We start from the raw sequence: 6822 nt of genomic DNA on the forward strand, positions 1-6822 counted from the left end.
TAGGCTGACCCATCGCATTCGCGAGCAAGCCCGCTCCCACATTAGGTTTGTGTCGTTTTCAAGCATGCATTCCAGCAGTGAGACCCCCATGTCCCAGCCCCTCAGCCAGCTCGCCTATGTCTTGCACAGCCGCGCCTACCGCGAGACCAGCGCGCTGGTGGACTTCCTCACGCCTCAAGGCCGCCTGCGCGCGGTTTTGCGCAGCGCACGAGGCAAGGCCGGTACGTTGGCCAGGCCGTTCGTGGCCCTGGATGTGGAGTTTCGCGGCAAGGGCGAGTTGAAGAACGTTGGCCGCCTGGAAAGCGTCGGCACCTCTGCCTGGCTCAATGGCGATGCGCTCTTCAGCGGGCTCTACCTCAATGAGCTGCTGATCCGCCTGTTACCCGCCGAAGACCCGCACCCGGCCGTCTTCGATCACTACGCCACCACCTTGCTCGCCCTCGCTGAAGGCCGTCCCCTGGAGCCGTTGCTGCGCGCTTTTGAGTGGCGCCTGCTGGATGACTTGGGCTACGGCTTTGAATTGCACAACGACCTGCACGGCGATCCCGTCGCCGCCGACGGCATGTATCGCCTGCAAGTGGACGCGGGCCTTGAGCGCGTCTACTTGTTGCAACCGGGCCTGTTCCAGGGCGCCGAATTGCTGGCCATGAGCGAAGCCGACTGGACGGCCCCCGGCGCGCTGTCCGCCGCCAAGCGCCTGATGCGTCAGGCCCTGGCCGTGCACTTGGGCGGACGCCCGCTGGTCAGTCGCGAGTTGTTTCGAAAGCCCTGACATCCCCGTGTATGCTGTGCACCGATTCTTTCCCCTTTCAGGAGCGCTTCCGTGACCACCAGCAACCGCATTCTTCTTGGCGTCAACATCGACCACGTGGCCACCCTGCGCCAGGCTCGGGGCACCCGTTACCCTGACCCGGTCAAGGCCGCGCTGGACGCCGAAGAAGCGGGCGCCGACGGCATCACCGTGCACCTGCGCGAAGACCGCCGCCACATCCAGGAGCGCGACGTGCTGCTGCTCAAGGACGTGCTGCAAACCCGCATGAATTTCGAAATGGGTGTCACCGAAGAGATGATGCAGTTCGCCGAGCGCATCCGCCCGGCGCACATTTGCCTGGTGCCGGAAACCCGCCAGGAGCTGACCACCGAAGGCGGCCTCGACGTAGCAGGCCAGGAAGCGCGCATCAAGGCTGCCGTGGAGCGTCTGTCGAAGATCGGCAGCGAAGTGTCATTGTTCATTGACGCCGACGAGCGCCAGATCCAAGCCTCACGCCGCATTGGTGCCCCGGCCATCGAGCTGCACACCGGCCGTTACGCCGATGCAAGCACGCCGACCGAAGTGGCCGACGAGCTGCAACGCATCATCGACGGGGTGAGCTGCGGCCTTCACGAAGGCCTGATCGTTAACGCCGGGCATGGCCTGCACTACCACAACGTCGAGGCTGTGGCCGCGATCAAGGGCATCAACGAGCTGAACATCGGCCATGCGCTGGTGGCCCACGCGCTGTTCGTCGGGTTGAAAGGTGCCGTGGCCGAGATGAAGGCGTTGATCCTGGCTGCCGCTAAAGCCTGAAAACACCGCCGATCCCCTGTGGGAGCTGGCTTGCCTGCGATAGCGGTGGTTCAGTCGCTGATTTGCTGCCTGATCGAGAGCAATCGCAGGCAAGCCAGCTTTCACACGTGATCTTCATCGAACATTACATTTAAGTCATGCGGCAATGCGAAGCCTTACTGTTTAGGCGACGCAGGTGTATCGTATCTGCCCTTTGCAGGCCCCAGGCCTGCGGCAGATACGTGAGGTTGTTGTGTCCCGATCCTTTTCCCGTCGACAAATCCTGGGTGGTCTTGCAGGCCTGGCCGTAGTGGGCGTCGGTGCCGGTGGCGGCTACCGCTACTGGCTGGGAAAAGTCGCTGAATCCGAGGCGGGGCACGATTACGAGTTGATTGCCGCGCCCTTGGACGTGGAATTGGTACCGGGCCACAAGACCGAGGCCTGGGCCTTCGGCCCCTCCGCGCCGGGCACCGAGTTGCGCGTACGCCAGGGCGAATGGCTGCGGGTGCGCTTTATCAACCACCTGCCGGTGGCCACCACCATCCACTGGCATGGCATCCGCCTGCCGCTGGAAATGGACGGTGTGCCCTACGTATCGCAACTGCCGGTATTGCCAGGGGAATACTTCGACTACAAGTTCCGCGTGCCCGACGCTGGCAGCTACTGGTACCACCCCCATGTGAACAGTAGCGAGGAACTCGGCCGTGGTCTGGTCGGCCCGTTGATCATCGAAGAACGCGAGCCCACCGGTTTCAAACACGAACGCACCCTCAGCCTGAAAAGCTGGCACGTGGACGAAGAGGGCGCCTTCGTCGCTTTCAGCATTCCCCGTGAAGCGGCCCGTGGCGGCACGGCCGGGCGTTTGTCGACGATCAATGGCGTGTCCCAGGCGGTGGTTGAACTGCCGGCCGGGCAGATCACCCGGGTGCGTTTGCTCAACCTCGACAACACCCTGACTTATCGCATCAACATCCCGAACGTCGAAGCGCAGATCTACGCGCTGGACGGCAACCCCATTGAGCCGCGCCCGTTGGGCAAAGAATACTGGCTGGGCCCTGGCATGCGTATTTGCCTGGCGATCAAGGCGCCGCCGGCGGGCGAAGAACTGTCGATCCGCAATGGCCCGGTGCGCCTCGGTACGTTCCGCTCGGTTGCCAATGCCGACGCGCCGACCGAGTGGCCGCCGGCGCTGCCCGCCAACCCTGTTGCCGAACCGGACCTGGCGAATGCCGAGAAACTCAACTTCAATTTCGAGTGGGTCGGTTCGGTGTCGGTCAACATCGATAACGGCAAGCCACCGAGCTTGTGGCAAATCAACGGCCAGGCCTGGGACATTACCGACAAAACCTGCGCCGACCGCCCGATTGCCAAATTGGAAAAGGGCAAAAGCTATATTTTCGAATTGAAGAATATGACCCAGTACCAGCACCCGATTCACTTGCATGGTATGAGCTTCAAGGTGATTGCCTCGAACCGCCACAAAGTCATCCCGTATTTCACCGACACCTACCTGCTGGGTAAGAACGAGCGCGCCCGCGTGGCGTTGGTGGCGGATAACCCAGGCGTGTGGATGTTCCACTGCCATGTGATCGACCATATGGAAACCGGCCTGATGGCCGCCATCGAGGTGGCGTGATGCGCCAGATTCGCCCGGCGATCATCGACCGCAGCCGCGATCAGGACTTCATGCGTGAAGCCCTGGCGCTTGCCGCCCAGGGCGCGGCGCTCGGTGAAGTGCCGGTGGGCGCGGTACTGGTGCAGGACGGTGAGATCATCGGTCGCGGTTTCAACTGCCCGATCAGCGGCAATGACCCCAGCGCCCACGCCGAGATGGTCGCGATTCGTACGGCGGCGCAGTCGCTCAGCAATTACCGCCTGCCGGGCAGCACGCTGTATGTGACGTTGGAGCCGTGCAGCATGTGCGCGGGGCTGATCGTGCATTCACGGGTGGCGCGGGTGGTGTACGGCGCGCTGGAACCGAAGGCGGGGATCGTGCAGAGCCAGGGACAGTTTTTTACCCAGGGGTTTCTCAACCATCGGGTACTGTTTGAAGGTGGGGTACTGGCCGAAGAGTGCGGCAAGGTATTGAGCGAATTCTTCAAAGCTCGTCGAGCCAAGCCTGCGCTTTGAAGAACACGGAGGGCAACATGTGCAAGAGGGCAAGCGTCTCCCCACTTTGCCCTGCGCTTATCCACGCCAAGCTGGTTTATTTTCTGGCGATGATTACCGCCCGCATCGGCGCCGGCAGCCCTTCAATGGTCTTGCTGTGATCCTGCGGATCAAGGAAGTCACTCAACGACTGGAACTTCATCCACGCCGTCCCGCGCTGTTCCTCGACCGTGGTCACGCTTACATCCACGCAACGCACGTCACTGAAGCCCGCACGGCGCAGCCATAACATCAGTGCTGGCACCGACGGCAGGAACCACACGTTACGCATCTGCGCGTAGCGATCTTCCGGCACCAGCACCTGTTGCTGATCGCCTTCGATCACCAGGGTCTCCAGTACCAGCTCACCGCCCTTGACCAGCGTGTCTTTCAGCGCGAGCAAGTGCTCGATCGGCGAACGACGGTGATAGAACACGCCCATGGAAAACACGGTATCGAACCCTTCAAGGTTCGCCGGCAAGTCTTCGAACGGGAACGGCAAGTGCCAGGCCCTGGGGGCTGACAGGTAACGTTGCACCGCCTGGAACTGGCAGAAAAACAGCCAGTTCGGGTCCACGCCAATCACGCTGTCGGCGCCGGCGCCGAGCATGCGCCACATGTAATAGCCGTTGCCGCAGCCTACATCGAGGATGCGCTTGCCCTTCAAATCCAGGTGCGGCGCCACGCGGGACCATTTCCAGTCCGAGCGCCATTCGGTGTCCACATGCACGCCGAACAGGTGGAACGGCCCCTTGCGCCACGGGCTCAGGCCCATCAGCGCGCTGTGCATTTGCGTGCGGGTGGCGTCGTCGCAGTCGGTGTCCAGCACCAGGCCATTGAGCAAGTCAATGTGCGTCGGCAGGATGGCGGGCAACGCGTCCAATGCACTTTGCCAGCGCTCCAGGTCGCCATGGCCTTTTTCCATCTTGCTATCGAGCTGCGCTTGCAGGCCTTGGGCCCACACGGCCAAAGGAGTGCCTACCAAATGGCGGGCGAGGGGAGACAAATCAATCATGGCAAGGCAATCAACGAGGCAAAGTTAAGACACTGGAACCACGGCACGACTTTCGAGAACCCGGCCGCCAGCAGGCGTTCGCGGTGTTCTTCGAGGCTGTCGGGCTTCATGACGTTTTCGATGGCGCTACGCTTCTGGGCGATTTCCAGTTCGCTGTAGCCGTTGGCGCGTTTGAACGCGATATGCAGGTCGGTCAGCAACCCATGTTCCTCGGCATCGTCGAAGCGCAGCTTTTCCGAGAGGATCAGTGCACCGCCCGGCAGCAGCGACTGACGGATGCGCCCCAGCAATGCCAGGCGCTCATCGGGGGCGATGAATTGCAGAGTGAAGTTCAGCGCGACCACTGAGGCCGGTTGGAACTGCAGGGCGAGAATATCGCCGTCGATCACCTCCACCGGCAGCAGTTCCTGGAACATCGAATCCTGGCCGTTGAGGTATTCGCGACAGCGCTCGACCATCGCCGTCGAGTTATCCACCGCGATCACCCGGCAACCCTCGGTGCGCACATGGCGGCGCAGGGCTTGGGTCACGGCGCCCAGGGAGGAGCCCAAGTCATACAGCACACTGCCCGGCTGGGCGAACTGCGCGGCGAGCACGCCGAGGTTTTCGACGATGGTCGGGTAACCGGGCACCGAGCGCTTGATCATGTCCGGGAACACCCGCACCACGTCCTCGTTAAAGGCGAAGTCCGGCACCTGGGGCAGGGGCTGGGCGAATAGGCGATCGGGTTCTTTGCTCACGGTTGTTCCGGCGACGAGGGGGAAAGGCCGGCATTTTAGCCAAGTTAGTCGTGGGATGCGCGGGTTGTCTGATAAACCGCGACGTCAAGGGCAGTCATGGATTCACCGCCCCTACGGATCGGCCGGGGCGGTGGGAACACGCGCCACTATTTGTGCTTGAGGCTGGGAATAGTGCCCGTGGAAAAACAAAATGCAGCCACCACCTCGATGGTTTTTGACGAAAAGAGGTCCGTTGCTTTGATTTCAAGCGTCCCTTTGTAGGCGTTATGTTCACGGTCAAAATCAACGTCCACATAGCCGCTGTCAGTCAAATAGTGCGCGGGCGCAGTGTTCGCGGCAACGTTAAGTTGGCGGATCTGCTCCCCTGGATAGGAATGCCTGCCGTTCGGTATATCAGGCGCCAGGCGCATTTCTATGAGGCGTAAAGGGCCTTCTGAGTTTTCATCGACCCCCACAATAATCAGCTCGTCGCCTGCGCTCCAATAAATTTTGTCCGCCTTGAAATTGGCGACGGTGTTGACGGTTGCGGTGAATACGCCTTCCACTGGCTCATAAGTACGGGGGGGCATGATCGAATCCTCTTTACCCACGCGCCGGCCGGATTGCGGCGGTGTTCTTAGAGGGTACAGGGCGTGCCCAACGCCCATAACTGTCATAAATACCAGTTTTATAGACGTTTTTGCGCCAGATAAAGCCTGGGATAGATGCACCTGGTGGATCAGTTCACCGTAATGGCGCAGTCGAAGGTCTCGACGGGCTCGGCCTCGGGTTCCCATGGTTGCTGGGAGGTCAGGCGCAAACGGCCTTGCCCTGCGGCAAATGCCTGGAAGCGCCAGGTGGACTGGCCACCGCCGCCGATCACGCCGGACTCGCTGCTGCTGTACACCTCCGGGCTCAAGGCGCGCAACACGCCGCCGGCCGAATCCTGGATGGCCCAGCGGTAGCCGGTGGTGGGATTGCTGGGCAGGGTAAGGATGAGGTTTTGCCCGATTTTAAGCGGGAGCGGGCAGGCGCTCTGATCGTCCACGGTGACGTTTTGCTTCGGCGCACTGGCGCACGCGGTCAGCAGGGCAAGGCTCAGGGGGAGAAGCAGGCGGGCTGCGGTCATGGGGGCTCCGTTTATACACGACGAAGGGCGAGCATAACCGAAGATGAGGCAGGGTGTGACAGGAGCGGGTTGCGGTGGAGCGGCTGATGCGATCGCGGCATAGGTATCTACGTAACGTTGGGTGCGCCGCTGAACCTGTGGCGAGGGCGCTTGCTCCCGCTGGACTGCGTTAGCAGTCCCATATTCCTGGGGCCGCTTCGCGACCCAGCGGGAGCAAGCTCCGTCGCCACGGTGAAGGGCTGCTTCTTAACTGATTTGCCCGCGA

General features: G+C 61.8%; 8 protein-coding genes. 4 read left to right on the plus strand and 4 right to left on the minus strand.

The genetic code is table 11. The annotated features are described in order from the left end of the window. Positions 1-88: 88 nt before the first annotated feature. The 4 genes from recO (at position 89) to tadA (ending at position 3676) form a co-directional block, all read left to right on the plus strand. Positions 89-772, plus strand: a complete 684-nt coding sequence (gene recO, locus Q1V60_RS05940) for a DNA repair protein RecO (protein WP_300628339.1) — start codon at positions 89-91, stop codon at positions 770-772. 51 nt (positions 773-823) lie between these two features. Then, the gene (gene pdxJ, locus Q1V60_RS05945) at positions 824-1567 is read left to right on the plus strand and encodes a pyridoxine 5'-phosphate synthase (RefSeq protein ID WP_300628341.1); all 744 of its coding nucleotides are present in this window, start codon (positions 824-826) and stop codon (positions 1565-1567) included. Between the two features lie 232 nt (positions 1568-1799). Beyond that, positions 1800-3182 carry a multicopper oxidase family protein gene (locus Q1V60_RS05950; RefSeq protein ID WP_300628342.1) on the plus strand — a complete coding sequence of 461 codons (1383 nt, stop codon included), beginning with the start codon at positions 1800-1802 and terminating at the stop codon, positions 3180-3182. Beyond that, positions 3182-3676, plus strand: a complete 495-nt coding sequence (gene tadA, locus Q1V60_RS05955; RefSeq protein ID WP_300628344.1) for a tRNA adenosine(34) deaminase TadA — start codon at positions 3182-3184, stop codon at positions 3674-3676. The genes Q1V60_RS05950 and tadA overlap by 1 nt, the downstream gene beginning before the upstream one ends. Before the next feature lie 76 nt (positions 3677-3752). On the opposite strand, the gene cmoB is transcribed toward tadA, so the two are convergent. The 4 genes from cmoB to Q1V60_RS05975 all read right to left on the minus strand — a co-directional run bounded on the left by cmoB (position 3753) and on the right by Q1V60_RS05975 (position 6557). After that, entirely contained in the window at positions 3753-4709 is a 957-nt protein-coding gene (cmoB, locus tag Q1V60_RS05960; RefSeq protein ID WP_300628345.1) for a tRNA 5-methoxyuridine(34)/uridine 5-oxyacetic acid(34) synthase CmoB, read from the minus strand. After that, positions 4706-5449, minus strand: coding sequence for a carboxy-S-adenosyl-L-methionine synthase CmoA (cmoA, locus tag Q1V60_RS05965; RefSeq protein ID WP_300628346.1), 744 nt, complete (start codon positions 5447-5449; stop codon positions 4706-4708). Before cmoA ends, cmoB begins: the two co-directional genes overlap by 4 nt. 146 nt (positions 5450-5595) lie before the next feature. Beyond that, entirely contained in the window at positions 5596-6018 is a 423-nt protein-coding gene (locus tag Q1V60_RS05970; RefSeq protein WP_300628347.1) for a hypothetical protein, read from the minus strand. 149 nt (positions 6019-6167) lie between these two features. Further along, a complete protein-coding gene (locus Q1V60_RS05975; protein WP_300628348.1) occupies positions 6168-6557 on the minus strand; it encodes a protease inhibitor I42 family protein in 390 nt (129 codons plus the stop codon). Between the last annotated feature and the right edge of the window lie 265 nt (positions 6558-6822).

It is taken from the genome of Pseudomonas sp. (genome assembly GCF_030147005.1).
Classification (GTDB): Bacteria; Pseudomonadota; Gammaproteobacteria; order Pseudomonadales; family Pseudomonadaceae; genus Aquipseudomonas.